Consider the following 24970-nt stretch of genomic DNA (forward strand, 5'->3'; position numbering starts at 1 on the left):
GCTACTTGCACGACTGACTGTGGTTTGACCTTTGAAACTGGTGGAGGTTGACGGGATCGAACCGACGACCCCCTGCTTGCAAAGCAGGTGCTCTCCCAGCTGAGCTAAACCCCCGTAATCCTGGTGGGTCTGGTTGGGCTCGAACCAACGACCCCCGCGTTATCAACACGGTGCTCTAACCAGCTGAGCTACAGACCCGCTTGATCAGACCTCAATCGCATCAACTTCGGATGCACTGTTTTCTGTTCTCTTTAAATAACAGACCGATAAGTGTGGACACTTGACTTGCGTGCAAACTCTAGAAAGGAGGTGATCCAGCCGCACCTTCCGATACGGCTACCTTGTTACGACTTCACCCCAGTCACGAACCCTGCCGTGGTAATCGCCCTCCTTGCGGTTAAGCTAACTACTTCTGGCAGAACCCGCTCCCATGGTGTGACGGGCGGTGTGTACAAGACCCGGGAACGTATTCACCGCGACATGCTGATCCGCGATTACTAGCGATTCCAACTTCATGGAGTCGAGTTGCAGACTCCAATCCGGACTACGATACACTTTCTGGGATTAGCTCCCCCTCGCGGGTTGGCGGCCCTCTGTATGTACCATTGTATGACGTGTGAAGCCCTACCCATAAGGGCCATGAGGACTTGACGTCATCCCCACCTTCCTCCGGTTTGTCACCGGCAGTCTCATTAGAGTGCCCTTTCGTAGCAACTAATGACAAGGGTTGCGCTCGTTGCGGGACTTAACCCAACATCTCACGACACGAGCTGACGACAGCCATGCAGCACCTGTGTTACGGTTCTCTTTCGAGCACCCCCGCCTCTCAGCAGGGTTCCGTACATGTCAAGGGTAGGTAAGGTTTTTCGCGTTGCATCGAATTAATCCACATCATCCACCGCTTGTGCGGGTCCCCGTCAATTCCTTTGAGTTTTAATCTTGCGACCGTACTCCCCAGGCGGTCAACTTCACGCGTTAGCTGCGTTACCAAGTCAATTAAGACCCGACAACTAGTTGACATCGTTTAGGGCGTGGACTACCAGGGTATCTAATCCTGTTTGCTCCCCACGCTTTCGTGCATGAGCGTCAGTGTTATCCCAGGGGGCTGCCTTCGCCATCGGTGTTCCTCCACATATCTACGCATTTCACTGCTACACGTGGAATTCTACCCCCCTCTGACACACTCTAGCCGTGCAGTCTTCATCGCAATTCCCAGGTTGAGCCCGGGGATTTCACGACAAACTTACACAACCGCCTGCGCACGCTTTACGCCCAGTAATTCCGATTAACGCTTGCACCCTACGTATTACCGCGGCTGCTGGCACGTAGTTAGCCGGTGCTTATTCTTCAGGTACCGTCATTAGCACAGGATATTAGCCCGCACCGTTTCTTCCCTGACAAAAGAGCTTTACAACCCGAAGGCCTTCTTCACTCACGCGGCATTGCTGGATCAGGCTTGCGCCCATTGTCCAAAATTCCCCACTGCTGCCTCCCGTAGGAGTCTGGACCGTGTCTCAGTTCCAGTGTGGCTGGTCGTCCTCTCAGACCAGCTACTGATCGTCGCCTTGGTAGGCTTTTACCCTACCAACTAGCTAATCAGATATCGGCCGCTCCACGAGCATGAGGTCTTGCGATCCCCCACTTTCATCCTTAGATCGTATGCGGTATTAGCGTAACTTTCGCTACGTTATCCCCCACTCCAGGGCACGTTCCGATATATTACTCACCCGTTCGCCACTCGCCACCAGGGTTGCCCCCGTGCTGCCGTTCGACTTGCATGTGTAAGGCATGCCGCCAGCGTTCAATCTGAGCCAGGATCAAACTCTTCAGTTTAATCTCTGTTACTTGCCATTTCTGGCAGATCCCGAAGGATCGTCGCTCACTCAAAATACTGACAGATTAAGTTCTTGCGAACTTACCTATTTTCTTTACTTGTGAGCACTTGATATTTTTTAAGTCATCTGCCAGGCGAACCCGGCAGTGCACTCCATCAAGCGCCCACACTTATCGGCTGTTAATTTTTAAAGAACTTGTTCTGCTCCGCCGTGTTATCAGCGTCGCTGCGAATCGTTGTGTTCGTCAGCAGCAGAGAGGCGAGATTATGAAGCGTTTCAATCTTTTCGTCAACTGCGTTTTTGAAGAATTTTTACACCCTTCAAAACCATCCTGCCTTGCCCCATCCAGACTTGCCGGACAAGGACCAGTCATCAAACCGCTCGCTCCGGCATGAATGCCAGAAAAATAACAAACCCAGCCAGAGGCACAGGTCGATTACTGTCGAGGGGATTTGCTGCCAGGGAGGACGCTACAACTGACGAACTTCCGCAATCAAACTTCTCTTCTTCTTCGCTGTTTCAACCCTCTTTCGAGAGATCGTTGCAACGAAGAAGCAGCATTATGGGGGCTTCTGAGGAAACCGTCTACCCCCTTTTCATTGCGCCGCCAAATAAAACCGATTCGCCCTCGCACAGAGTCATGAATCCTGGTTTTCAACAATACGACCATCCACCAGCGCAATGGTGCGGTCGCACACGGCCGATAGTCGCGGATCGTGTGTGACCACCAGCACCGCGCATCCATACTGGCGATTGAACTTGCGAAATAGTTCGAAGACACTTGCGGCGGTCCTGGTATCCAGGTTCCCTGTGGGCTCGTCTGCCAGCAACAGGGCCGGGCGCGTGACCAATGCCCGTGCGATTGCCACGCGTTGCTGCTGCCCGCCAGACAATTCGCCCGGCTTCTTGTCGGCAAACTGTTCCAGCCCGACTTCCGCGAGCAGGCTGCGTGCGCGTTCCCGAGCTTCGTCATCGGGCTTGCCGTGGGCCAGCATCAACGGCATGAGCACATTATCGATGGCGCTGAATGCCTGGATCAGGTGGTGAAACTGGAAGACAAATCCAATGCGGCTGCCGCGCAGTGCAGTGCGCGTAGCGTCATCCATGGTCCGGGTGGCCTGACCCAGCAGGTACAGTTCGCCCGATGTGGGTTGATCGAGCAGGCCAAGCAGGTTCAACAGTGTGCTTTTTCCCGATCCCGAAGGCCCGACCAGGGCAGCGAAATCCTGGTGGCCGACCGTCAGGCTGATGCCATGCAAGACTTCCGTTTCAGTGGGCTGGCCGATGTTATAGGACTTGCGTAATTGCTCCAGGCGCAGGACCGCCTCGGCGGGAGCTGCCATCGCGGGCGTTTCAGACATAGCGGATGGCCTCCACCGGATTGAGGCGGGACGCCCGCCATGCCGGCACCATCGCGGCGAGAACCCCGGTGACGGTTGCGGCGGCCATCGTCATCGGAATCAGGGCCAGCGACAGCGGTATGTAAAACAGCTTCGGGCCGAAGGTATTGAATACCCAGACCAGGCCGGCCCCTGCCAGCGCGCCAATTGCCGACCCGGCAAATCCGAGCAGGCCGCCCTGCACCAGGAATACGCGCAACAATTGCTGGCGCCGGATGCCCATGGCGCGCAGGATGCCGATCTCGCGAGTGCGCTGGGTCACACTGATGGCCAGGACGCTGGCTATGCCGAATGCAACCGAGAGTGCAACAAAAAAGCTGATCATGCTGGTCGACAGCGTTTGCGACCGCAGCGCATTCACCAATTGTGCATTGGTCTGCATCCAGCTTTCCACTTTCAGGCCAGTAAGGCGGCCGATTCTTTCAGCAACGGCGTCGGCAGCGAACAAGTCTCGTACGGTGAGATCAATCAGCGTGATGCCTCCCGATAAATCCAGCATGGATTGCGCCTGCTTCAGGTCGACATATACATAGCGCAAGTCGAGCTCGCGCACGCCCAGTTCAAAAATGCCTGCGACAGTGACGATGGCGGCGCGGCCATCCCCTGATTCGAGACGCAGTTTGTTGCCGACCTGCATACCGAGCTCCATGGCCAGCAGCTTGCCGATGACCGCATCGCCCGCCCCTACCCGGAACTGGCCGGCGATGATGTCTTCGCTTACGGGAATAATCTTTTGGTAGCGGGGCGGATCGATGCCGAGCAGGGAGATGGACTTGCGCACGTCGCCGCGGCGGGCAAATGCCGGCCCCGCAATCACAGGGGACACGGCAGTCACCTCGGCAAGGGTGTCCAGGGTGTCGCGCACCTGGATCCAGTTATTGATGGAACGCAGGCGCTGGGCACGCTTGTCTTCCAGGAGCAGGACTTGCGTTCCCTGCGGGTGGGGCGCCAGGCGGTTGATTTCTTCGGGCGGTTCGACGCGAATATGCGATTGCGTGCCCAGCGTGCGCCCGATGATATTGCTCTGCAAGCCGGTGATGAGGGTGGTCACAAACACGATGACGGCCACGCCCACGGCGATGCCAACAAGAATCAGCGCAGTCTGGATCAACCCTTGCCGCAGAAATTTCAGCGCGATGGTCGTTTCAATCCACATGGAATCTCGGCGGCGCTCAGTTGAATTTGATCGGCGTTTCGTTGCGGGTAGCCCGGTTCGACTGCCTGGCTTGCTGCAGCGGCGCGGCACTGCGGACAACACGTACCCGCTGGCCTTCGCGGACATCCTTGCGGATCAGTACCCAGTCGCCCTCTTCCAGGCCCGCGCTGACCTCCGTCATTGCCAGGCCGCGCAGGCCCAGCGTCAATGTAGCGCGACGGGCCTTGCCTTGCCTCACCACGAAGGCACTCGCCTGGCTGCCCTGGAGTTCGAACAAGGCATCGTTGGGCACAGCCAGGGCACGCTCCCGGCGTCCGGTTTCGATATTGGCTGTGACGGTCAGGTCGTCGCGCAGGTAATCCGGCAGCGGCTCTACACGCAGGCGGATATCCACAGTGCCACGCTGTGGATCGATGGCGGGCGCAATAAAGCTGATGACCGCCTTGAACTGGCGGTCTGGATAGGCATCCGGCACGCAGGTTGCCGCCTGGCCCAGCGCCAGCACGCCCAGGTTGCGTTCGTCCACCGGGACCAGGACTTCCGTGCTGTCGGCACGGGCGATTTCAAACAATACCCGCCCTGGCTGCACCAGGTCGCCCACCTCCACATTGCGCGTCAATACGGTTCCTGAAAATTGCGTCCGCACGCGTGTTTTCACCTGCGCCGCTTCCGCGGCTGCCAGGCGTTCCTGAAGGATGCCTTCTTCGGATTGGCCTGCCGAAAGCGCGGCGGAATCGAAGCGTGCCTGTTCGGCGCTGGCCAGGGCGCTTGCCAGCGCCTGGTCGGCTTGCTCTTTGGCTTCGCGCGAAATGGCATCGATTTGCAGGAGTGCCTGGCTGCGCCCGGCTTCACGGCGGGCCTGGGCAAGCTGCGCTTCAGCCTGGCGCAATCTTGCCTGCGCCTGGGGGCGACGCGACTGGCGCAATTGTGCCAGCGCGGCACGCGCCTCGCGCACGCGGGCAGCGAGATCGTCTGCACGCAGCGTCAACAATGCATCCCCGCCTGCCACCTTGTCGCCTTCACGCACCAGGCGTTCAGTCACCACCCCGGTGATTTCGCTGCCCACTTGCGCCCGTGAATTGGAGACGACCCGGCCGGTAGCCACGACATTCTGCACCAGGGGCGCTGCAGACACCTGGTATCCCGGCAATACCGGCCCTTGCCACTGGCGATACAGCATGACACCGAGTGCCAGCATCAACAAGCAAGCGACAATGATCGCCCAGGGTTTTAACCGCCGCGTCGGCATATCGGCTCTCGATGGATTGAAAACAAGCTGTCCAGTCGTTACAAGGCATGCGCGCGCATCAATGCACGCAGGCGATCGTTGACAGCGTAGAAGCTTTATAACTTATGTGTACGCTGGCGCGGCAAGGACTGCTTTGCGGACAAACGAACAGTCTGTTCGAGGGATCAGATATTGATCAGCTTTGCGCCAGGCGGCGGCTTGAAATCGGCAATTTCGTCAATCACACCAAAAACGAGCGCTTCTTCTGCCGTAATGAATAAGTCGACGTAACGGTGCACTTCCCATTTTTCTTCCGGCATCCGGATGTACTGTTTGAGAATGCGTTCGATCCTGTCATCGTCGACCATCAGAGATTGCGTTGCGGCGCTGAGCTGGACAGAAGTGGTGGGTGAGGCCGCATAAAACGTTGCCTTGTGAATCATGAACGTGGCGAACAGGGACGCCTTTCTTTTTTTTGCCGCTAAAAAAATGCTTACGGCAATTGATTGAACGGTACCTGTGTTGTAGGTTGTAATTTCAAGAGGCAAACTGCGAAGATAGTTATAAACGGAAATACCATCGTTGATAATGCCACCCGTGGACTGGATCATCAGATGCAGTTCTTGCACCCCGCAGGAGACGGCGGTTGCCATTTGCGAAAATAATCGCTGCACCATGGCTTCGTCCACTCTCCCGGCCAAGGTTGCATAAAGCACAGTTTCCGGATTTGAAATTGGGTCCATTGCGCTCGTTACTCCACCCCCGAAGGGGCAGAGTCATACCCATGTTAGCTGATGGAATTACTGCTTCTGCGAGCCTTTGCCCTGTTGCTGGCTTGTACCCTGGTTCTGGCTCTGGCCAGGATTCTGGTTCTGGTTCTGGCTCGGATTTTTGTCCTGATTTGGACTTTGCGTCTGACTCTGCTTCTGCTGACCCTGATTCTGGTTTTGCTGACCTTGATTCTCATTCTGCTGAGTCTTGGACTGTTGCCCCTCAGTCATGCTTTCTTTACCCTGATTCTGGTTCTGCTGCTTTTGCTGATTGTCTTTGTCTTGATTCGGCATGGTCGTCTCCTGAATGCAAATAAAACCGGCAAATACCGGAACAGGTACTCAATGCATCTCTCATGCCAGGAATGCAAAGCCGCCATGACGACCATTATTTGGGCGGGTTTTAACTGGATTAAGGCAAATCAGGTGAAATAGGGGATAAAACCTGCCGTAGAGCGCTTTCTAGCGTCCGAGAAAGTTTTTAGGGTTACATGTAAATCCTACTGCATGGTCGTAAGGGTTACAGGGAACTGCGCCGGTTGCCATCATCTTGCCATCGTTAGCTGGTGCAATATTCCAGCACAATGGATGAACGACTTGGCTATCCACCCACTTCCCGGAAGGGATCGAGCGCCAGGTCGATGAGGCGCCGCTCGCGCACCACGACCTCGGCAATTGCCGTCATACCATAACGCAGCGGATATTTCTTTTCAGAGACAAGATAATGGTCGCGCTCCAGCGTGATGCGGCCTTCGTACACTGGTTGCTTAGTTTCTGGCGAGGGCTTCGTGGCCGGCGAGATATATTCCAGGGTGCCGTTGATCAAGCCATAGCGCTGATAAGGGAAGGCATTGAATTTCAGCTTGACCGGCAAGCCTTCCTTCAGAAATGCACGGTCGCGTTCTGCAATCTCGATCTTGACAATCGGCTTCGCATCCTTGGGAGCGATGCCACCCAGCGGCGCGTTCGCCTGGATTTTGTCGCCGGGCTGGGTGGAAGTGACATCGGTAATGACGCCATCCACCGGGGCAATAATACGCAGGAAGTTATCCTTGTCGATGTTTTCGAAACGGATGCGGGCCGCGGCATCGGCTACCAGGCGCGCAGTCTGCACCTGCAGGCGCAGCTTTTCCTCGACATTGGCGACTTCCTTTTCTGCCGCTTCCTGCTGCAGGCGCAGATTGGTCAGCTGCTGCCCGCTGGTTTCCAGTTGTGAACGGGCCTGGGTGCTTTCCAGGCTCTGGCGCGCGCCCAGTTCGCTGACACGCGACTGTGCCACGCGCACGGCATTTTCGGCAGCCTCAAGCGCATTTTTCTTGGATTCGACCTGCAGCTGTGACACCCCGCCGCCGCCGGGCAAGGCAAACAGGCGCTGGAATTTTTCCGCTTCCAGCTTTGCCGCATCGCGTGCGCGACGGGCTTCTTCGACATTGGTGCGCGCTTCCTGCGACTGCGCCTGCTGGCCCTGTGCCAGTCTGCTCGTCCCCTCAGCCAGGCGCTGCTGGTGCTGACGTTCCTCAACGGCGACCGCCTCCTTCAGCGCATCCGCACGCCGCTGCAGAAGCGCTTTTTTTCCGGGAAATTCGCGCCACTCGCGTTCGGCGGCTTCCATTTTGAGCTGGGCGTCGAGCGCATTGGTGGCGGCTTCGATGGCGCCCCGGGCGTTCAAACGTGCCATGACGTCACCCTTGAGCACAGGCTGGCCTTCGGCGATATAGATATTGGCGAGTTCGCCATCGATGGGGGCATAGAACCGGCGCACTTCCGACTTGGGCCACAGCGCCCCCTGGGCAGTGATGATGACATCGGCATGGCCAAAAAAAGACCATAGCAGCGCCGCCAGCAGCAATGCGGCAGTCGCAATCACGGCGGCGTGGATGTAGCGCGAGGGCTCGGCAGATAGAATCGCAATGCCTTCAGCACTATGATCCTCCAGCGCCTCAGTGAGCGATTTCAGACGGCTGCCGCTGGTCGCCATTGCCCTGCCCTCCTTTCGCTTGCTGCCCGCTTACCAGCGCCAGCTTGCGCACATGGCTTAAGGCCTGGGCGTACTGGTCACGGAAGTCGGGAACATAAGATGAAATGGTGGAAAACGCCTGCTGGTGCCCGGCCGTATCGTCGTCCCACTGCAGCAACAGGCGCCGGATGCGCTCGCCATCGGCTTCGTCGCGCACCGCCTGCTCGGCGCCGCCACGCGCCGCCACGAATTGTTCCAGCTGGCCGACCCATTCCAGTTCGGCGAGCAGCGGCTGGACATCGGAATTATGGCGCCCAAGCTGCTTCATCCCGGCCAGCGCGGCATTGGCGCGTTCGAACTGGCGCGCGCGCAGTTGCGCCTGCCACTGCGGCACGCCGGACTTGAGCAGGGCTTCGGTGCCGAGCGCTTTCAGCTGGGGCTGGTCAGGCTTGGTCTCGAGATATCCGGCAGCCGCGCTCGCGGCGCGGGCGTAGTCGCCATCGGCCAACAAGCCGCGCAATGCGCGCTCGGGGCTGTTGGCCATGTATGCCAGGGCGGCTGCCGTGATGAGCACGGCAGCCACGGCCGGCAGGCGCCACCAGTTGCCCATCCCGAGATGGCGCTCGCCGCCGCTGAATGCCTGCGACAGCTCTGCAGTAAACAGCGCAAGCTTGCCGCGCGCCCGGCCCTTGCGCACTGGCGCGCCGGCTCCGCCCTGCTCGCCCGCTGCCTTGGTCGCAGCGACGCTGGATGCATCTTCTTCGACTTCTGGTACGGCGTTGTCGACACAAAAAATGTCAAGAAACGACCCCGCGGCAGCCACGAACGTGGTTTTATCGGCATCCGGCGGCGCCCTTGCTGCCGTGCCTGCCTGGACGGCAGCGGACGCCGGAACAGGATCAGGGCTGGCCGCGCCGGCTTTCGCACCGGGAACAGCTGCCGCCGCTGCGATGCGCGCCGGGTCCAGCCTGGTTACGGTTGGCTCCAGCGCCGCGGCTTCCTGCTGCAGGCTGACCTTGTAGACAAAGTGATGACCGCCGATGGCGAGGGAATCGCCGTCCTTCAACCGTACCGCATGCTCGTCGAGCCGCTTGCCATTGACGAACGTGCCATTGGTACTGCCAAGGTCTTCGATATAGGGCGTATCGCCCTTGACGAAGATGTGGGCATGACGGCGCGAAAGGTAATTGACCTGATGCGGGTGCGCCTCGCGGTAGCGCGCAAAGGTGTCATCGGTCTTGCTGATCAAAAACGGAAAGCGGGCAATGACGATCGGCTGCAAGCCAAACTCGTCATGTTCCGGCGTCATGGTCAGGCTGGCCAGCTTCATGCCCGGCGAGGCGGCAGCCGTTTCCTCGGCGGTGCCCAGCCGGACGCGGTAACACAACTGGCCGGCAAAACAGATTTCGTCGCCGTCATGCAGACGGGTGATTTTCTGCTGCACGCTGGTGCCGTTGACCGTGGTGCCATTTTTGCTGTCGAGGTCGGCGATGTACACCTTGCCTGCTTCGAAGAAGATCCTGGCATGACGGCGCGACAGGTCCGACACGACGCCGGGAGGATAGGATGCAAACGGTGCTTCGGTGCGGCCAATGGGAAAGAGGTTGTCGTCAATGCGGATTTCCGCAAGGTCCTTGTGCGACAGGGGTTGAAGAAGAATGGCGCAACCCTGTCCCGCTGCCACGGCAGCATGCGACGGCGCCTTGTCGAGGACCTGGGTCGGCTGTGCCATGCAGGGTTCCGCTCACTTTCCCTGGCCGGGCGTGCCCGCTTCGTTGGCCACTTCCACTGTCGGCCAGCCACCGCCCAGGGCTTTGTACAGGGTCACCGTGTCGGACAGCAATTGCTGGTGATTGGCCAGCAAAGCCAGCTGGGCGCCCAGCAGCGAGCGCTCGGTCTCGAACAATTCCAGTTGCGATACCAGGCCCTCTTTCAGTTGCGCCTGCACCTGGGTGGCGACGACATTCAGGTTATCGACGGCCTGCTGCAGCTCGACGCGCTGCTTTTTGTGGGAATCGAGGTTCACCAGGGCGTTCTCGACTTCCTCGAAGGCGGCCATCACGGTGCGCCGGTATTCCTGCTCAATCACCTGGGACTGCGCCTCGCTGGTCTTGATGCGGGCTTTCACGCCCGGGTCGAAGATCGGGAAGTTGATGCTCGGCAGAAGGCCAAGGGTGAATGACTTGAGCAGGGTGCCCAGCCCAAAGCTGGCACTGCCGCCGCGCCCGGTCAGGCTGACAGAAGGCAGTTGCGCCAGCTTGGCCTGACCGATCAGGTCGTAAGCCGACAGGACGCGATATTCCGCCGCCACGATGTCGGGACGACGCTTCAGGAGTTCCGATGGCAGGCCGGCCGGCACCGGCGGCAATTGCACCGTCTTTTGCAACTGGCCGGTAGGCAGGATGAAGTCACCCGCAGGCACGCCAATCAAAGTGGACAGCGCATTGCCGGCCAGCTTGCGCAAGCGGTCCAGTTCGAGCTGGTCATTGCTCAGGCGATTGATTTCAGCACGTTGCTGCAACACCCGCGTTTGCGGCACCAGGCCGTTTTTCAGCATGGCTTCAAAGGTGGAAAGTATCTGCCGGTTTTTTTCCAGGGTCTTGCGCTGCTGGGCGATCTGTTCATCGAATTGCAGGATCTGGAAATAAGTTGTCGACACGTCCGACACGAGGGTCAGGTAACCGGCGCGCCAGTCGGCTTCGGTGGCGCGGAACTCGGCGGTCTGGGCTTGCGCCCCCTTGGCCACCTTGCCCCAGACATCGATTTCCCAGTTGACCTGGGTGGCAAGGTTGAATTGCTTGGAAAACTTCTGGCCGGTAGATTTTTCAAAGCTGGCGCCAGCGCCGGCATCCAGCGTCGGCAGCGCACCGGCGCGCACCTCGCCGATCTGCGCGTTGGCGACGCCGATACGCGCAGCCAGCACCTTGACATCGAAGTTGCCGGAAATCGCACGTGCCACAAGCTGGTCCAGCGCCGGGTCGCGAAACTCTTTCCACCACTCCGGCGAAATGGCCGCCGGCGCAGTAATGGTGGCGCCAGCCTGCTGCGATTGCGACCAGCCGGCCTTGACCGGCGTCTCCGGTTGCCGGTATATCGGCATGCTGACATCGGGGCACCCCGCAAGCAATAACGTGGATGCCAAGAGGAGGAAAAGATTTTTCATGCGGCCGCCCATGCCCTGGATTCGACAAATACATTGAACAGGCGGGAATCCAGATGCCCTGCCCGGCATTCAAGCCACATCAGGTCGAGCGCCTGCGGCACCGGCACCGACTTCTTGTAGGGACGGTCCGCGGCGGTCAGGGCATCGTAGATGTCGCAGATGGTCAGCATGCGGGTCTGCACGCAGATCTGGTCGCCGCGCAAGCCCATCGGATATCCGGAGCCATCCAGCTTTTCGTGATGCCCATGGGCGATTGAAGGTACCCCGCCAAGATCCTTGGTCCAGGGAATCAGGATCAGGAAGGAATAGGAATCGACGACGTGTTCTTCAATCTGCTTGCGCTCGTCCGCCGTCAGGCAGCCCTTGGTGATGCTCAGCGCGAGAAATTCGTCTTCGCCGAGCAATGGTGCGCTGTGCCCTTCCTCCTCGGGATAGGAGCAGCCCAGCAATTCACGCAGTTCGCCCGTATCTTCGGTAAGGGAAATGGCAGGCTCGTTGGCGCGCCGTATGGTTTCGAGAAAAACGTCGAGGCGTTTGGATTCTTGCTGCAATTCGTGTTCAACGCGCTCCTTCTCGATGCGAAAGGCTTCCATGCTGAGGTCGCGTTCCAGGTGCAGGTCGGCCAGGCGCCGCCACGCCTGCCGCTCGAGGCAGGCGCGCGCGTGCCGGAAGCGCTGCTCAAGCATGCGCATGTCCGCATGGTGGAGCTTTTTTTCCTTGCGCAGGACATGCTCGCGCACGCCGACCTTGCCGAAGTCGTGCAGCAGCGCGGCGTAGCGGATTTCACGCAACTGGTCGCGGGAAAACTGGATCTGGCGCATCTCGGGGCTGTCGGCACGGTCCACCGCGACCGCAAAGCTTTCGGCATAGGCTGCAACACGGAACGAGTGGCCGGCAGTGACGGGATCGCGCTCCTCAATAGCTTGCACCGACGCGCGCACAAAGCCGTCCAGCAGGCGCTCGATATCCGAATAAAGCTGGAAATTCTTCAGGGCCACCGCCGCTTCGGCACAAACCCCGGTCAGCATTTCGAGGTCCTGCTCCTTGAAAGCATACGGGTCGGACGAGGTATCGACCTGTATCAGCCCCAGGCATTCGCCTTCCAGGAGCAGCGGCACGCACATGACGCTGCGGATAGCCTGGGAAATAATCGACTCCTGCGAGCCGAAGTGGCGGTCGGCGAGCGTATCGACCGAGAGGATGGCTTGCTTCTTGTTGACCACTTCATCGATGATGGTATGCGACAGTCTTAGCTTCTGCGGGTCTTCCACGGTGCCGTCGCGCCGCGCTGCCGCGACCGGCAAAAGCACCTCGCCTTCGCTTTTTTTCAGAAGAATGAACGCGCGCTCGGCGGCCGGGAAAAGATCGAAGATGAAGTTCATGATCTTTTCCGTCAGGGTGGCACGATCGGTGACCGCGCCGAGAGCGATGCCGACTTGTGCCATCGCGTGCAGCTTGCGCACGAGGCGTTGCATGTCAGCCTGGCTGACAGCATGCTCCGGCTGCATGGTCTGGGCATATTGCGTGGCGTCGACCATTTTGGTGATCATCGCAGGCGTGCTTTCCTTGGCAGGCACGATCAGCGAGTGGAACACCATTCGCGCTGACGGCACCGACAGCTCATCGCCTTCCTGGAGGGGTTGCCAGGCGCCAGGCGCCAGGCGCTTGCCAAGGACCCAGGTACCATTGAAAGAATGCAGGTCTTCAACGAAATAGGTTTCACCCCGACGCATGATGCGGGCGTGCCGACGGCTGACGGTATGCTCGGGAATGCAAAGAAAACGGTCCGAGGCGAGCGAGTCCTGAGGATCGCGCCCGATGACGACTTCGTCGTGCAGGGGGAATACCGAGGATTTGACCACGCCGCTGCCAATGACTTCCAGATAAGCCATGACAGCGCCTTGCGCCTCCTGCATTCGAGTCTGGGTATCCATCTGCGCGCCCTCAACGATTCCCGCCAAGCCAAACCGGAGTAAATGGCGGGATGAATAAGCTTTTCGACCTTGCGAAAAATCGCCAGTTCCAGCGCAGCCATGCGTCAGGCCACGCTCGGTGGCCTGTATTTATGTGGCCAGGAGCCTTATTTGACCGTTATCGTGATTTTTTTCGAGTAGACCGGCGGATTATGGGGAATATGTTTGTCATCGCCCATGAGCAATTGCAAGGTGTGCTTTCCAGGCGGCAGCTCGACCTGGGTTTCCGTTTCGCCGGCGCCAAAATGCAGATGATTGCGATCCGAAGGAATCGGCTGGTCCATGGCCGGCAGTTCGGTATCGATCAGCAGATGGTGATGACCGGTATTGGCGAACTTGACGTCTTTGGGCGCGACGCCCATGTTGCGCAGGCCAAACCAGACGCGAAACGGCTTGCCGGCGGCAACCACTTCGCCATTGTTGGGCCAGCCGATATATAGCCAGACATTGGCAGGGGCCGCCGTATCGCCCGCAATGGCAAGTGGATTGAGCAAGAGCGCCAGGGCGAACGTTGCAAATAGTTTGTATAGGAAAGACATGACGGCTCCCGGGAGGTCGGTGTGCTCAGCGCACGATCACAGTGATTTTTTTGGAATACACGGGTGGGTCGTGCGGTCGATGTTCGCGGTCACCCAGCAAGAGCTGTAGGGTATGCTTGCCCGGGGGCAGTTCAATGCGGGCCTCGGTTTCACCGGCGCCGAAATGCAGATGGTTGCGGTCGGAGGGAACAGGCTGATCGAGCGCCGGCAATTCCGTATCGATCAGCAGGTGATGATGTCCGACATTGGGCGTTTCCGTCCCTTTCGGGCCAACGCCCATGTTGCGCAATCCCATGCGCACCCAGAATTTGCCGCCATGAATGACGGTTCCGTCCGAAGGCCAAATGAAATAGACACGTGCATCCTCGGGTGAAGAGGCCCCGGCCGCCTGGGCGGACGGGGCCACCAGTAATGCCACCAAGGCCAAAGAAACCAGGCTTTTCCAGATTCCCGACATACTCTGCCTCTTTAGGAAAGTGACTGCGAACAAGGCACCTGAATCCAGCATGCCTCTCTTGACTGCGTGGTTCCATCATCAGGCGCATAGCGATGCACATTGCGTCTGGCGTGTGATGCACTAGACTAAATTTATCAAATAAATACGTCGACACTTTGATAAAAACAGAGTTGAGCGTGATAGTTCAACGATAAATTGGCAGACGGATATTTTCCCCATCAAAGGTTGGAGCATGTTGCAAAAACTATGGGTGGTTTGCATTCTTGCCGGCCTTTGCATTGAAGGCGGGGCGACCGCTGCCGAAGCACGCACGGGGCACGGCTATGGCGGCGTTCCGGACACGCAATTGGCCGGGGTCCTGCCCAAGGATAGCGCGGAGCAATATGAACTGACCTTCTGGGAATCCATCAAGGACAGCAACGATGCCAGCGATTATGAAGCCTACCTGCAGGCGTACCCCAAAGGCCGTTTCGCCGCTCTGGCGCGTGCTCGCATCGCCCGCTTGCGGGCAGTAAAGCCAAAGGCTGAGCCTTCCATCCAAAAACCGGCTCCCGCCGCAAAATCTCCCGCCCCACCACCCGCGCTGCCCAAGGCGGCAGAGCGCCCGGCACCGCCCGCCAGCGCACCGGCAGCACCGGCACCGCCCAAACTGGCGGCCGGGGAAGTGCCGCCATCGGCGGCGAGCCTCACCGAAATCCGTGATTGCAAGGATTGTCCTCTCCTGATCGGGTTACCGCCTGGCAGCTTCATCATGGGCAGCAATACCGACGACCTGTCGGAACGCCCGGCGCACCGCGTCACCATTGCGAATGGCTTCGCCATTGGCAAGCTGGAAGTAACAGCAGAACAGTGGAATGCGTGCGTCGATGCCGGCGCCTGTGCGCGTGTCGGGGCCAACGGCGCCACTCCCAAGGATTCGCCAGTGCGCGATGTCAGCTGGGACGATGCGCAACAGTATGTGAAATGGCTGGCAAAAGCCACAGGCAAGGCGTACCGCCTGCCAACCGAGGCTGAATGGGAATATGCCGCCCGCGGTGGCACGGCTACGCGCTACTGGTGGGGACAGGCCATGCGCGCCGGCACTGCCAATTGCAAGGAATGCGGCGATCCTTGGAACGCGACCGCCCCCGCACCGGCGGGATCCTTTTCCGCCAATCCCTACAAGCTGCATGACATGAATGGCAGCGTGTGGGAATGGGTGGCCGACTGCTGGCACAATTCCTACAAGGGGGCTCCGGCGGATGCCCATGCCTGGGATGAACCGATCTGCCGGGTTCGCGTCATCCGCGGCGGCTCCTGGCGCGATGGCGCATCCTACATGATGTCGACGACACGATTCAAGTACGATGCCAGCGTGCGACAGAACCAGAATGGTTTTCGCGTCGCCCGCGACCTCAAATAATGACTGGATGGCGAGCGATTAAAAACGCGCTTGCCAGATCGCGCTTCAGGGCTTTGCCGGCTTGGTCGTGATCTGCACGAAATCCGCGACGATGCGATCTGCCCCGTGCTTTGCCACAAATTGCGCGAGCTGTTTTTCAGTCACTTTCAGGTATTCCGCCTGCGATTCGACTTCCGGACGAACCTTGTCGAACAAGGGTGCCGGCGTCAACAGCAGCACGATCAGTTCGGTGCCGAAGGGCGCGGAAATCACCCAGTTCCCCAGGCTGCCGATCGCCGCTTCATAATTGGCCGGGGCCTGATTGGCACGCATGCGCGGGTTGGGCACCAGGTGCGCGACATTACCGTCGAGCACAAAATAATCGACGTGCACATACGAGTCATAGGCAGGCGTCTTGATATCCACAATCAGTGGCTCGCCTTCTTTCAATTCGGCGCTGCGAACGCGTGACTGAATGGCGGCCGGGCGACCAGCCTGGCGGTTGCGCTTCCAGTAAGGGGCATACGTAGCGATCACGGGGCAGTCGGCGTCGCCGACCGACAAGGTTTGGATGTCAATGCCCCTGGCGCCAGGAAGTGCGGCAAGCATTTGCTTCAGGCGCGACGCGCCCACGCTTCGGGCCAGAAAGCCCTGGACCTGCAGGCTGCCATCGCGCAGTGTCGCCGTCAGGGCGGAGCATGGCACTTGCGCCAGTACCGGGGTCACCACAGCGAGCGTCAAGGCTGGTGCGGGTGGCTGGGTGGTGGGCGCCTGCGTTGTAGCTGCCTGGGTGGTAGGTGCCTCGGTGGTCGGTGCCTGAGTGGTCGGTGCCTCGGTTGTGCTTGCCTGCCGCGGTGGAGAGGGAGGCAAACTTACAGGCGGAGAGGCAACTTCAGGCGGACTTGCTTCTGCAGGCAGCCGGGCGCCGCTCGATGCCTCTTGCGATACCCCCCCTCCGCTGGAAGCGTCGGGGCGCGAGGCCACGTAGTAGCTGAGGCCGGCGGCCAGCAAGACAACCAGTGTCAGGCCGGACGCCGCCGCCGCGACGTACAGGGTTTTGCCTGGCTCCCCACTGAGTTCACGGAGAAATTCGGTGACGGAAGGCGTGCGGCTGTTGCGCTCGAAGGCTAGCGCCGCCTTGATCGCGCGCCATTGCCGGCTCCCGACGCTCGCAGGGCGCTGCGGACGCATGCCGGCGTTGCGCGCCTGGGTTGCCGACGTGCGATCGAACGGATGCTTGCCAGTCAGCAGTTCATAAGTGATGCACGCCAGCGCGTAGATATCGTCGCGCGGGTCGGGGTCGAGGTGCTCGATCATTTCCGGGCTGGCGTAAGCAGGCGTCAGCCCGCCCAGGCTGCCGGCATCGAACACTGTCGCTTCGGAATCCTCTTCTGTTTTGTGAAAGACACGGGAGATGCCGAAATCGATGACCTTGACCTCCCCCTTGTCCAGCAAAAACACGTTGGCAGGCTTGAGGTCGCAATGGACAAAGCCGCGTTCATGGGCATAGGCCAGCGCCCTGGAAATGCCGGTGACGATGTGCAGCACTTCGGCAAACGGCAATCCGGTAAAACCGGGCGCGCGCAGTATCTGGCTGAGCGGCTTGCCCGACAGGTATTCCATGGTCAGGTAGACCATCGAGCCATCGCGGTCGAAGTCGTACACTGTCACGATATTCGGATGGGCAAGCGTCTGCGCCTTGCGGGCTTCGCGTTGCAGGGCGATGAGTGACTTCGGGTGGCCTCGGAACTGGACGTTGAGGACCTTGATGGCGATGTAGGGCTTGCGGTCGGATGCTTCGAGCTTGCGCAGGTCGAGCGCCTTGTAGACGGTGCCCATGCCGCCAAACCCGATGCATTCTTCCAGCACGAATCGGCCATTGAGTGTGTCGCCCACACCTTTCATGCGCTCCAGGCCCGGATCGCCACCTGCCATGCTTTCCCCTCCTGACGGCAGGCTGGACTGGGTCCAGCGCTGTTCTTCCGGACGGGTCTGGAGGCGAGTGTTCTCCCGCGCCATGGTATGCGCAGGTTCGGCCCGGCGCTCGATGCGCTGCCTGAGCTCGGCGTATACATCAGGAGGCAACGCCGCACGGGCATTTTCTTTATCCAGGGTATCCAGCATGCGCAGGATGCCTCCGGATTCAGCCGATAGAGCCCGCTCTACCTGAGCAAAATAATCGGCGCGCGACAGGCCGCTGCCATAGTAGCTATGAATCGCGTCCGCTAGATTAGCCATTGGATTTCCGTGTCATTGCCCGCGCCTGGCATGCCTCCGGATCAGCTGAGGTGGTTACCAGCCATCCTACACGGGCACCTTCCTACCTTATTGAGCTAGCTTGAAAAAGCTGCTGTTCAAGTTTCCTATTTACATGTCGTCCCGCTATCCATCTGCACTTGCATCAGACCATGGCATTAACTGCAAATTCACATGGCATTGTCATCCGCCACACGTTTCCTCAGGCGCTTGCAGCGTGGAGCGCCAGCTTGTCGCCGTTAGACGAACAGTGACAAATTTATGTTGGGTTGGGGGCGACACACCGTGGGGTTGTGCGAGCCTGGAATCGCTTTAACCGGGAGAAATAACTCAAACTTCCCCTTATTTTTCAATTACTTAAAAATCATCGGCGCATTTTCCCTGGCCTGGCACGGTCCCTGCAATATCCCCTGTGAGCGCAACAGATTGCCTCAAGCAGCAAAATCCAACCGATGACACTTAAGGAGATTTACCATGAAAGCACTGACCATCAAAGACCTGTCCCGCACCACCGAACTCGACCGCCAAGCCATGGCTGGCGTTTCCGGCGGCATGTACAAAGGCTGGTTGCCGGCCCTCTCGGTGACATCCATCGATGCATCCAAGCACAGCTTCTCGTTCGAGGCCAGCCAAGCCATCGGCCAGGAACAAAACACCCTGGTCAACAACGGCAACAATGTCGCCTTTGCCTCCGGCATCACGTCGACCGTGAAGCCAAAGCAGACCGCCGACAACACCATCAACTTCGGTTGATCGCAGGCTGACACCAGGAGAATGACTATGTCTACAATCTGCATCCAGAACCTTGCGCAAAGCCGTGAGCTTGACCGCAAGTCCATGGCAGCCGTCCACGGTGGCAACTCGTTTCTCAAAGGTCTAGGGCCTGTGGCTAACGTGAACATTGGCATTAACCAGAACATTGCCCAGTTTCAGAATGTCGAGGTCAATGCGCTGAACAATGTCGGCGTGATCGGTGCCGGCTTCGGTCCGCTCAGCTTCGATGTCAGCCCAAAACAGATTGCCGGTGCCGTTGCCGTCCTCTGACAAAAGGTATTGCAAAGACTGAGCATGCTGACTAAATAGTGTGCGTTCGGGATCCAAGGTCCCGAACGCATTTTCGCGTTGCAGATTCCCAAGGAAACGTCGCGAACTTGAAGGACGCTCGACCGTCTAACTTCCTCTAGGGAATATTTGCAATTTCCACATTTACTTTCATTCCAAGGTACATGATATGTCCACCCTTAAAATCAAAGACCTCAGCGACAGTATCGATCTCGATCGCAAAGCGATGCTGGCGATTGCCGGCGGCGCACGTCGCAGTGGCGCCGCTCTTTCCTATAACCCACGTTCTCTGCAAACCACCCGTCTAGTTAATTTTCCAGGCGGACTTACTGGCATCCAATTACTCGGCAGGGATCCACGCAAGCTGGCCCGCTAGCAGACTGCAGCCACCAGCATTTAACGAATGGCGTGCAGGCACCGCATGCGCGCCATTCGTCCATCTTCATTTTCGCTAGCCGGGACAACGCAACTCGGCCACGGCCACGCCCACGCCTGTCCCACATTACTTTAGCGCCCCATCTGCAAGCTTGTAATGTGCTGCAATGCGATGCAGAAAAATGCATCGAGCAGCGCCGTTCTTGCATTTTTCTTCGGCAGCATTTTTCGTTTTTTTCCCCTTTCATTGAAGCGTGTAAACACCTGCGTGGAGCGCTTTTAGCCACGCTCGTACAGCACACGGCAAAGCAAAAAAGGAGGTTGGAAAACGGCTGTTAGTTCGCGACAAACATCAGACCTGACAGGTGTTGGCGGCAACCCACCACGCCTGCAAGGCGAGTTCTTTTTTGGCAATACATAGCTCCAACAAAAAAAATAAAATATCCTTTATATTCAGCGACTTACGAAATTTATTCAAGCGCAGGCCCGGCCTGGCACGGTCCCTGCAATATCCCCTGTGAGCGCAACAGATTGCCTCAAGCAGCAAAATCCAACCGATGACACTTAAGGAGATTTACCATGAAAGCACTGACCATCAAAGACCTGTCCCGCACCACCGAACTCGACCGCCAAGCCATGGCTGGCGTTTCCGGCGGCATGTACAAAGGCTTCGTACCGTTTTCGCTGAAATCCATCGACAAGTCTTCGGACAGTTTTTCGTTCAATGCCGACCAAAGCATCGGTCAACAGCAATTTACCGAAGTCAACAACGGCAACAATGCAGCTTTCGTTCACGGCATCAGCTCGACCGTTAAGCCGAAGCAAACCGCAGACAACACCATCAACTTCGGTTGATCCGTTTGCGGCATTAGGGTGGCAGCACGTGCTGCCACCTCCCGGAATTTCTTTCAGGAGAAACCAACATGGCCACCATCACGATTTATAACCTTGCGCAAAGCCGCGATCTCGATCGCAAGGCAATGTATGCTATCTGCGGCGGCAATTCATGGCTGCGCGGACTGGGCCCGGTCGCCAATGTTAATGTCGGCATCAACCAGAACATTACGCAGTTCCAGAATGTCGAAGTCAATGCATTGAACAATGTCGGCGTGATCGGTGCAGGCTTCGGCCCGCTCAGCTTCGCTGTCAACCCGACGCAATTTGCACAGGCAGCAGCAGTCATATAAAGACGCTGCGCCAGGCATGCAGTCCGGATTAGTTCGCAACAGATTCAATCGCCACGCATATTTGGAGAAACCTCATGGCTGCCATCACGATCAGGGATTTGGGCGAAAGCCGCGAACTGGACCGCAAGGCAATGTCGCAAGTCACAGGCGGCGGCGCGCCCTGGGTGTACGGCTGGATCCGCCCCCATACGACCGGCGCCGGCAGCTTTGGCACCGTCGTGAATGTCTACCAGGTCAATAACTATGCCGAGCAAATGATCAACCAGTTCCAGACCGTCGAAATCGAGAATACCGGCAGCAACAGCAATATCAATGTCGACCTCGGCCAGAATGGCGGCAACCTCAAGCAACAATAGCTTGCGCAGAGCCTGGCATGATCTGTGAAACCCACTTTCGCTGGACATCGGCTGCGTTGTCCCATGTGGGCCTGGTGCGCCAGGTAAATGAAGATGCCTGCCTGGAGCAGAGTGAACGCGGCCTCTGGGCTGTCGCAGATGGCATGGGTGGGCATGCGCGCGGCGATGTGGCAAGCCGCATGGTCGTGGATGCGCTGAACAAACTTCCTGAAACCGGGGACCTGGAAGCGTATGCCGCAGAGGCACGCCGTCAGCTGCAGGCGGTCAACGCTCGCCTGCGCGCCGAGGCAGCCCGGCACGATACGCAAATCATCGGCAGCACAGTCGTAGTGTTGCTGGCCTGCGGACAGCACTGCCGCTACCTGTGGGCTGGCGACAGTCGCATTTACCTTTACCGCAATGGCTTGCTGCGTCAGCTGAGCCGCGACCACAGCCAGGTTGAGGAACTCCGTTCGAGCGGCCAGCTGAGTGCGCAAGATGCATTGCACCATCCGGCACGCAACCTGATCACGCGGGCCGTCGGCGCCGCCGACACGCTGGAGGTGGATGAAGAAAGCCTCGAAGTCCTGGATGGCGACATGCTCATGTTATGCAGTGATGGCGTCAGCAATGAGGTAAGCGAGCAGGAAATGTGCGATGCCCTCGTCTGCGGCAACTGCCGGCAAGCAGCAGAAGCCCTGATTGCGCTGGCCTTGCATGAGGGGGGGCGCGACAATATTTCAGCAGTGGTGGTACGCGCCGAAGATTTGAACAGCCCCGAAAAAACATTGCTGAATCCGGCGCTCTGAAATCATGCGTCCGTATCCGCAGGAAGGCTTGTTGTATTCCTTCCGACAAGCAGAAAAAATTCCCGCAATTGCGATGCAGATCAACCCCTTCGTGCGCGACGCGACGATGATGAAATCATGTTGGCGCGCGCTGACAGCGGTATCTGGCATCGAAGATGCTTCGTATTGCAAGCCGCGCTTGCGGCTGTTCCGGATGCATGTCCGGTGCAGGAATAGAGTGAATGAACAGGCCCCGCGATGAATCTGAAACACGACACTGCGCCGACTGCAATGCGCACCAGGAAATTGATGCCCAGGCCGGTGCCGCAAGGCGACCAGGACTTTGGCGCGAATGTCTTGCCAATAGGGACGCATTTGCGCGAATTCGAGATTCTCGACCTGGTCGGTGAGGGAGGCTTCGGCATTGTCTACCTTGCTTACGACCATTCGCTCGAGCGTTATGTCGCATTAAAAGAATACATGCCGTCGGGACTGGCGACGCGCACGACCAAAATGGCGGTCAGCGTGCGTTCGCAAAAAAAGCTGGATACCTTTACCGCGGGCCTGAAAAGCTTTATCAACGAAGCAAGGATGCTGGCGCAGTTCGATTCTCCGGCACTGGTCAAGGTCCACACCTTCTGGGAAGGCAACGGCACAGCCTACATGGTCATGCCTTATTACGAGGGCATGACGCTCAAGCAAGCCCTCCATACGCGAAAAATCGTGCCAACCGAGGCATGGATTCGCATGCTGCTTGCCGACCTGTGCGATGCCATCGAGATTCTGCACCGTGCGCACTGCCTGCATCGCGACATTGCCCCCGACAATATCCTGCTGCTCAAGGATGGCCGGCCGCTGCTGTTGGATTTCGGCGCAGCACGGCGAGTCATCGGTGACTTGACGCAATGCTTTACCGCCATCCTTAAGCCCGGCTTTGCGCCGATCGAGCAATATGCCGATATCGCCGGCCTGCGGCAAGGTGCCTGGACGGATATCTATGCGCTGGCGGCCGTGGTGTATTACCTCATCACCGGCAAGGCGCCGCCGCCCTCGGTGGCGCGCATGGTGCATGACGAATTGTTGCCGGCCCGTGAAGCTGGCAAGGGGCGTTACAGCGAATCTTTCCTTGCAGCCGTCGACAAGTCCCTGGCTGTCAGGCCCGAACAGCGTTTCCATTCCATCGATGAACTGCGGCGTGCCCTGGGCCTTGGCGAGCCTGAACCGCGGACTGTGCCGCGCGCGGGCAGCGACTGGTCGACAACGGTGGCACGCACGATTCCGGTAGCCAATTTCAGCCCGCAGGTGCCATCGTCAGCAAACGCCGCCGCGGATGTACCCATGTCCACTGCCGCTGCAGCACCGGATAGTCCCGCGTTCGATGGCACACGCTACACCAAGCCTGCACAGCGCCCCGACACAAAGGCTGCTGAAGTACCTGATGCCAAGTCCGTTTCCGGCACGGCAGCTCACGCAAGGACAGCGCCGGCACCTGAACTCGCGGCGGCGCCGGACGATTTTTCGGCAACGAGAATTGCCGGTGATCACTATTCTGTGCCATCCCCCCCCACCGCTTCGAGAATGATGCCGCAGTGCCCCCGCGGCGCGAGCGCCAGGGATGGCTGGTGCTCGCGCTTTTGTTTGCCGTCGGCATCGGTTCCGGTATTTACGTTGGTGCAAACCGCAGTTGGGATGGCTTGAGCGAACAGGCAATCCTTGCCGGCTCCGGCAAGGAGAGCGTTACTGGCCTGCCGCCGCCGACACCCGCAGGGGAAGGCTCATCAGGCCCGTCCGGCCCCTCGGAAGCTGTCGGCACCACCGCGTCGCCTGAAACAGCGGACCATGCGCAACCAGGGCGCCTGGTGTCAGAAATCGACCAATGGAAAGTCGCCAGCAAAAGCAACGCTGCCAGCGCTTACGAAGATTATTTGCGTGAATATCCGCAGGGGCGTTACGCAGCGATTGCCAGGCTGCGGCTGCAACGCCTGCAGGCAGCGGCAGCCCCGCCAAGCCAGCCAGCAGAGGTTGTGGCGGCAACGCCGGCGCCCTTGCCTGTCAAGCCCCCTGCTGCGACACCTCCCCGTGCGGCCCCGCCCACGGCGGAGATGCCAGCTGCGCCGGCGACCGCAGCCAAAGATGCCAAAGTCATTACAGGCAGGCGGGAAGAAGCGGCCTGGACCACAGCCAGTGCCATCCACAGCACAGCAGCTTATCGGGACTACTTGCACAAGTATCCCAAGGGCGGCTACGCGGCTCTGGCAAGGGACCGGCTGGCGACCATGCAGGCAGGTGCTGCGGCGAGCTCGATACCGTCGGCAAAGAATGCCGGCCCACAGCAGCCGCCCGCAGCGGAGAGCGCGCCGGTTGCAGGAAAGTCGCCGGAGGCAAGCCCGCCAACGCCTGCTGCGGCGTCTTCCGATTCGTCAACGGTTAGTCCACCGGTTGCCACCCCACCCGCTAGCGGCAGTGCCGCCGCCAGCCCGCCGGCGCAAGAAGCGCCTGCGCCGCAGGCCGCGCTCAAACCCCAGGAACCAGTGCCTGCCGAGCCGATGGCCAGCAGCAGCGGCAAGAGCGCCCTGCGGTTTGACGACCAGACCATTACCGGTGACTTCTCGGTGGATCGACGCTCCGGACTCGTGTCCGGCAAGGTAAAAATTTCCTGGAGTAATGGCAACCAGTTTGAAGGCACGTTGGTGCAAGGAAGCAAGGAAGGAAAAGGCAAATTTACCTGGAGCAGTGGACAACGCTATAACGGCGAGTGGATCCGTGACATGCCCAATGGTAAAGGGACTTTTATTTTCCCCGATGGCAGCCGTTACGAGGGCGAAGTCAAAGACGGTCTGCCGCATGGCCAGGGTAGCACCCGCTTCAAGAACGGCATCGTCTATACGGGAGATTGGGTGCGCGGGAAAAGTCATGGCCATGGCCGCTACATCTGGACCGACGGCAGCTATTGGGAAGGCGAGTTTCGCGACGACAAAAAAACGGACAATGGAAAAATGCATTTTCCAAGCAAAAACACTAGGGAACTGAGCGGCGCCGCGCCTGCCACGGATGTCAGGCAGGAGGTTGAGAACATGGCCGCAAGCGCAAGCACGGGCGAAAAATAAT

The 24970-nt window shown here is 58.9% G+C and carries 22 protein-coding genes, 2 tRNA genes and 1 rRNA gene; 10 read left to right on the forward strand and 15 right to left on the reverse strand.

All coding sequences use genetic code 11. The features are described from left to right. Positions 1 to 38 precede the first annotated feature (38 nt). From EKL02_RS12465 to EKL02_RS12530, 14 genes are all read right to left on the reverse strand, one after another. Positions 39 to 114, reverse strand: a tRNA-Ala gene (locus tag EKL02_RS12465). A gap of 7 nt (positions 115 to 121) precedes the next feature. Further along, a tRNA-Ile gene (locus EKL02_RS12470) sits at positions 122 to 198 on the reverse strand. A 104-nt stretch (positions 199 to 302) separates the two neighbouring features. Beyond that, positions 303 to 1833 (reverse strand): 16S ribosomal RNA (locus tag EKL02_RS12475). 640 nt (positions 1834 to 2473) lie between these two features. Further along, positions 2474 to 3178 (reverse strand): ABC transporter ATP-binding protein, encoded by a 705-nt coding sequence (locus EKL02_RS12480; RefSeq protein ID WP_128903487.1) that lies wholly within the window; start codon positions 3176 to 3178, stop codon positions 2474 to 2476. A 10-nt stretch (positions 3179 to 3188) separates the two neighbouring features. Beyond that, positions 3189 to 4391 carry an ABC transporter permease gene (locus EKL02_RS12485; RefSeq protein WP_128902353.1) on the reverse strand — a complete coding sequence of 401 codons (1203 nt, stop codon included), beginning with the start codon at positions 4389 to 4391 and terminating at the stop codon, positions 3189 to 3191. A 16-nt stretch (positions 4392 to 4407) separates the two neighbouring features. Further along, complete coding sequence (locus EKL02_RS12490; protein ID WP_128902354.1) at positions 4408 to 5640, reverse strand: efflux RND transporter periplasmic adaptor subunit; 1233 nt, start codon at positions 5638 to 5640, stop codon at positions 4408 to 4410. Between the two features lie 164 nt (positions 5641 to 5804). Next, the gene (locus EKL02_RS12495; protein WP_128902355.1) at positions 5805 to 6362 is read right to left on the reverse strand and encodes an ATP-dependent Clp protease proteolytic subunit; all 558 of its coding nucleotides are present in this window, start codon (positions 6360 to 6362) and stop codon (positions 5805 to 5807) included. A 57-nt stretch (positions 6363 to 6419) separates the two neighbouring features. Continuing rightward, positions 6420 to 6683 (reverse strand): hypothetical protein, encoded by a 264-nt coding sequence (locus tag EKL02_RS12500; protein WP_128902356.1) that lies wholly within the window; start codon positions 6681 to 6683, stop codon positions 6420 to 6422. Positions 6684 to 6990: 307 nt separating this feature from the next. After that, positions 6991 to 8367, reverse strand: coding sequence for an HlyD family efflux transporter periplasmic adaptor subunit (locus EKL02_RS12505; RefSeq protein ID WP_128902357.1), 1377 nt, complete (start codon positions 8365 to 8367; stop codon positions 6991 to 6993). Continuing rightward, the gene (locus EKL02_RS12510) at positions 8330 to 10078 is read right to left on the reverse strand and encodes an FHA domain-containing protein (protein ID WP_128902358.1); all 1749 of its coding nucleotides are present in this window, start codon (positions 10076 to 10078) and stop codon (positions 8330 to 8332) included. Before EKL02_RS12510 ends, EKL02_RS12505 begins: the two co-directional genes overlap by 38 nt. A gap of 12 nt (positions 10079 to 10090) precedes the next feature. Further along, entirely contained in the window at positions 10091 to 11509 is a 1419-nt protein-coding gene (locus EKL02_RS12515) for an efflux transporter outer membrane subunit (RefSeq protein ID WP_241687705.1), read from the reverse strand. After that, on the reverse strand, positions 11506 to 13443 hold the full coding sequence (locus EKL02_RS12520) for an HD domain-containing phosphohydrolase (RefSeq protein ID WP_128902360.1): 1938 nt from the start codon (positions 13441 to 13443) through the stop codon (positions 11506 to 11508). The genes EKL02_RS12515 and EKL02_RS12520 overlap by 4 nt, the downstream gene beginning before the upstream one ends. A gap of 146 nt (positions 13444 to 13589) precedes the next feature. Further along, a complete protein-coding gene (locus EKL02_RS12525) occupies positions 13590 to 14021 on the reverse strand; it encodes a DUF4399 domain-containing protein (protein ID WP_128902361.1) in 432 nt (143 codons plus the stop codon). 25 nt (positions 14022 to 14046) lie between these two features. After that, positions 14047 to 14478, reverse strand: coding sequence for a DUF4399 domain-containing protein (locus tag EKL02_RS12530; RefSeq protein ID WP_128902362.1), 432 nt, complete (start codon positions 14476 to 14478; stop codon positions 14047 to 14049). Positions 14479 to 14710: 232 nt separating this feature from the next. Here EKL02_RS12530 and EKL02_RS12535 point away from each other — a divergent pair, with 232 nt between their 5' ends. Then, entirely contained in the window at positions 14711 to 15880 is a 1170-nt protein-coding gene (locus EKL02_RS12535) for a formylglycine-generating enzyme family protein (RefSeq protein ID WP_128902363.1), read from the forward strand. 45 nt (positions 15881 to 15925) lie between these two features. On the opposite strand, the gene EKL02_RS12540 is transcribed toward EKL02_RS12535, so the two are convergent. Next, positions 15926 to 18097, reverse strand: coding sequence for a serine/threonine protein kinase (locus EKL02_RS12540; RefSeq protein ID WP_128902364.1), 2172 nt, complete (start codon positions 18095 to 18097; stop codon positions 15926 to 15928). Between the two features lie 492 nt (positions 18098 to 18589). Between EKL02_RS12540 and EKL02_RS12545 the strand changes: the two genes are divergently transcribed. From EKL02_RS12545 to EKL02_RS12585, 9 genes are all read left to right on the forward strand, one after another. Further along, entirely contained in the window at positions 18590 to 18868 is a 279-nt protein-coding gene (locus tag EKL02_RS12545; RefSeq protein WP_128902365.1) for a hypothetical protein, read from the forward strand. Positions 18869 to 18895: 27 nt separating this feature from the next. Continuing rightward, the gene (locus tag EKL02_RS12550) at positions 18896 to 19159 is read left to right on the forward strand and encodes a hypothetical protein (RefSeq protein ID WP_128902366.1); all 264 of its coding nucleotides are present in this window, start codon (positions 18896 to 18898) and stop codon (positions 19157 to 19159) included. Positions 19160 to 19346: 187 nt separating this feature from the next. After that, the gene (locus tag EKL02_RS12555; protein ID WP_128902367.1) at positions 19347 to 19553 is read left to right on the forward strand and encodes a hypothetical protein; all 207 of its coding nucleotides are present in this window, start codon (positions 19347 to 19349) and stop codon (positions 19551 to 19553) included. Between the two features lie 578 nt (positions 19554 to 20131). Beyond that, a complete protein-coding gene (locus EKL02_RS12560) occupies positions 20132 to 20407 on the forward strand; it encodes a hypothetical protein (protein ID WP_128902368.1) in 276 nt (91 codons plus the stop codon). Positions 20408 to 20475: 68 nt separating this feature from the next. Then, positions 20476 to 20739, forward strand: a complete 264-nt coding sequence (locus tag EKL02_RS12565) for a hypothetical protein (RefSeq protein WP_128902369.1) — start codon at positions 20476 to 20478, stop codon at positions 20737 to 20739. A gap of 74 nt (positions 20740 to 20813) precedes the next feature. After that, positions 20814 to 21095: a hypothetical protein gene (locus tag EKL02_RS12570; protein WP_128902370.1), complete on the forward strand. Its 282-nt coding sequence runs from the start codon at positions 20814 to 20816 to the stop codon at positions 21093 to 21095. A gap of 17 nt (positions 21096 to 21112) precedes the next feature. Beyond that, positions 21113 to 21883 (forward strand): protein phosphatase 2C domain-containing protein, encoded by a 771-nt coding sequence (locus EKL02_RS12575; RefSeq protein WP_128902371.1) that lies wholly within the window; start codon positions 21113 to 21115, stop codon positions 21881 to 21883. A gap of 237 nt (positions 21884 to 22120) precedes the next feature. Further along, positions 22121 to 23560 carry a serine/threonine-protein kinase gene (locus EKL02_RS12580; RefSeq protein WP_241687706.1) on the forward strand — a complete coding sequence of 480 codons (1440 nt, stop codon included), beginning with the start codon at positions 22121 to 22123 and terminating at the stop codon, positions 23558 to 23560. Continuing rightward, entirely contained in the window at positions 23452 to 24969 is a 1518-nt protein-coding gene (locus EKL02_RS12585) for a hypothetical protein (protein WP_128902372.1), read from the forward strand. Before EKL02_RS12580 ends, EKL02_RS12585 begins: the two co-directional genes overlap by 109 nt. The last annotated feature ends 1 nt before the right edge of the window (position 24970 follow it).

The organism is Janthinobacterium sp. 17J80-10 (assembly GCF_004114795.1).
Lineage (GTDB): Bacteria > Pseudomonadota > Gammaproteobacteria > Burkholderiales > Burkholderiaceae_D > Paucimonas.